Origin of the sequence: Coleofasciculus sp. (assembly GCF_046539235.1) — a bacterium.
GTDB lineage: Bacteria > Cyanobacteriota > Cyanobacteriia > Cyanobacteriales > Coleofasciculaceae > Coleofasciculus.
In genome coordinates, this window is sequence record NZ_JBKHHI010000577.1 from 1 (window position 1) to 3,195 (window position 3,195).

2 protein-coding genes are annotated in these 3,195 nt (G+C 42.5%); one reads left to right on the forward strand and one right to left on the reverse strand.

Features of this window, described 5'->3' with window-relative positions; translation table 11 throughout:
* The coding region (locus tag ACLFWI_RS28745) for a dynamin family protein (protein WP_446415773.1) at window positions 1-2,298 on the reverse strand (2,298 nt) is incomplete at its 3' end.
* Between the two features lie 562 nt (window positions 2,299-2,860).
* Between ACLFWI_RS28745 and ACLFWI_RS28750 the strand changes: the two genes are divergently transcribed.
* On the forward strand, window positions 2,861-3,195 hold a 335-nt coding region (locus ACLFWI_RS28750; protein WP_446415774.1), incomplete at its 3' end, for a hypothetical protein.

Below are 3,195 nucleotides of genomic sequence, written 5' to 3' on the forward strand. Positions count from 1 at the left end.
CGCCTGATTAATTGTCACCACTTTTGCCACCGCCTGACGCCAATTTTGTTGGTCTTGCTTCCGGGTTTCTAACTCCTTGAATTCTAACCAAACCTTTGCACGAATATCCTCATCACTCAGGAAAATTTCCCACTCCCGCTTCATATCTCTGGCATAAATAACCAAATCTATAAATTCTTGCACCATATAATAACGAGCTTGACTGGGTGCCGTCAGCCAACTATTTAATGTTTCCTGGCAAGACGCCACCGCTTGCTCATGCAATTTTTCCAAATTTCTTAGCACATCTGAAGCATTGGATGGATCAGGTAAAATACCGACAACTTCCGCCAGACTTAAATCAATATCTGATTGCAGAATTTGATCCAGCTGTTTGCGAATTAAATGTAACAAAACACTCCCATAAGAAAACTCAAACTCCCAAAGCGTTCTAAACCCTAACTCTAGTTGGTTTCCCCGTTGTGCGAGTAAATCTGCCATGTCTTTGAGAAACTCAGCCCCTCTGGTTGAGGTTAATTCACCCAACTTACCTTGATTAACTAAAACCTCAGTCACCAACGACTTTACTTTATCAATCGATAGTCTTAAGCCTTTATCGACTTGTAAAAAATGCCGGGATAAATGAATTCGTAGTTCTCGAATGTAAACTCGGTAGATAGCTTGATAGGATTCTTTAAACTCAAATTCACAACTGCGGCTGATAATCTCCTGATCTGTCTCTGGAATCCCTTTATCCGTTTGACAGTTTTTCAATGCAGCTTGCACCGCAACCTGAAAGTCTGGATCAATCGCTTCACATTGTTCTTTCAGTTGATTTCTCAGTTCTAAAAGTCCTTGGATAAGTTCCTGAGATAGTTGCTCAAATAATCGTCTAAATTGGCGAGATTCGCCCGAATTATATCCCAATGATTGAGCCGATTTTTCCAGTGCTTGCTGAATCTGCTGATGCAAGTGTTGCAGGTTACTTTGGCAACGACTCGCGTATCGCTTATCCAAGTCTTGAATATTCACCGTTAGATAGTCTAAAACCTGATTAAAGACTCGATTAGCATCATCTGGATCAGAACAATCTGCTATTTCGGTCTGTACTACCTGAATCGTATCAATATTTTGTTTAAGACGTTGACACGCTCTGAGATTCTCAGTTCTGCGACTATAATTTAAAATCATAAATGACCGTTTTTCTAGATCATTGAGAGCTTGTGCTGCTTGATCATATAACTGAGTATCGAGGCGTTGCCATTGATAACGCTGCGGATCAGGTCGTTTAATAAACAAAACCACATCAACTTCATTACCCAAGGTTTCTAACATCAGCGTTTCATCGCCTAACTTGGAGTCACCTAAACCCGGAACATCGACCAGCGCAATTTTGCCTACATCAGGATTCTTAAATGGGCAAACTATCTTAACCTCTTTCACCGCCAAGTGTTTGAATGTGGTTAAGTTATTCTGTTGAGTGCCATCGCGTTTCTGCATGACATAATCGGTAATTTGCTCAGGCTTAATTTTTAGCGATCGCGGATTTCCTGACCGAATCAATGAGCGATACTGACTGAGATGCTGATGGTAATCAAAACACAGGCGTTTGTACATCTCTTCATGGCTCGCTCCGGCTACTCCTTGTTCGGGAAATACCTGGTTAGCGAACTCCTCTAAACTATAAGGTTTTTCCGTCAAACCCAGTTCATCATAATAGGGGTAAATGACTTCATTTAAAAAGGATGATTCCGAATGCAGCGTGACTTCAACGTGAACAGAGGGATTAGGTTTAGGTAAAACCATCTGCTCCTGAATACCATATAAACTAGAGCCAACGCCATTAAATTGAACCGTTTTCTCCTCGGGATTTTTGTTGGCTAAGGATTCCCCTTGATAATTTTTAATTGTACTGCGAACCGCCGTGCAAGCGCCTCCCTCTAGTGCCGGAATTTCATTATCGCTAAGTCCACTTAAGGTTTTCAGTAATGTACTTTTTCCCTGTCCCATTAATCCGACAACACCAATATTTAAGGTGGGACGTGAGAATCGTTTTTGCAGACTGTTCAGATGCTCGGATTCAACTTGAAGCTGTCGGAGCAGATAAGATAGATGAACGGTATTTAATTTATCTTGCATTTCACTCTCACCGAAAGATACCTCCAGCCGTTGGCGATACCGTTCTAATTCGCCCAAGGCGGAGGAAAGTTGAGCGAGATGGTTTTCTACCCGTTGTATGCCTTGGGCTAGAGGTTGGCGCTGTTTGATAATATGGTCAATCCGTTGCGCTCTTGTCTGGGGAAGTTGGCTGGTATTCATGAAACCAGAAACGTTATTGTTAAACTCTTAGATTACTCCAAAGTCTAATGGCACTGAAAAATTGCATTTTCAGCTCGCCTCCACCCTTGATCAGCGGTTATGCATTTAAATTGGGTGTTAGTAGCGAGCTGGCTGGCTCGCACACCAAGGATTTTGCCATTATTGACATTAAGGTTTAAATGCCGAACAGCTTATACCGTAGGGTGGGCATTGCCCACCCGCCTTAAGTCAGTCAGTAGTGGCGTGGCACAGCTAATTTGATGAATTAAGCATTAGCCGCGAAATCGTAGGGGCGCAAAGACTTGCGCCCAATTCAATGGTCAAATCTATTCCACAATGTTAGCTGTGTCAGTGACGACTGTCGCCAGAACCCAGTTTATCAAAGCCTACTTGAGAGTAAGGAATGCGAACCTTTATGGCGAAGACAGCGCAACTACAAAGGTGTCCTTCAAGCTATGATGATAAAATTACATAGTCCTTATTGGCTGTTCTCTTTGCCTAAGTCTAGATAGGCAATGCCCAATAGCATAGCGCTAATCAATTTAACTCTCAGTGAACCGTTATGTCATCACCTGATCTGGATGGATTCATTTTAAGTCAACAATACCAACTCAAAGCGACTTGGCAAAGTCTTCAGCTAACCTGCCAAGTGATTCAAGATTATTATCCCGATAGTCAACTTTGGCAACACAACCGATCGCAAGTTCAGCAAATGCTACAGTTTCTGGAAAACGCGATTGAGGTATATATCCAAGACTTTTCACCCGATCCAGAAAAACGCATCCAGTTTTGGGAAGGCTGTTCCTTAGGCAAATCTCATAATCGCATTCTCCATCGTTCCCAACCCCCCAAACCATTAGTAGAGGTGCTCAAAGGAAAAGGTGATCCCCGAAATCC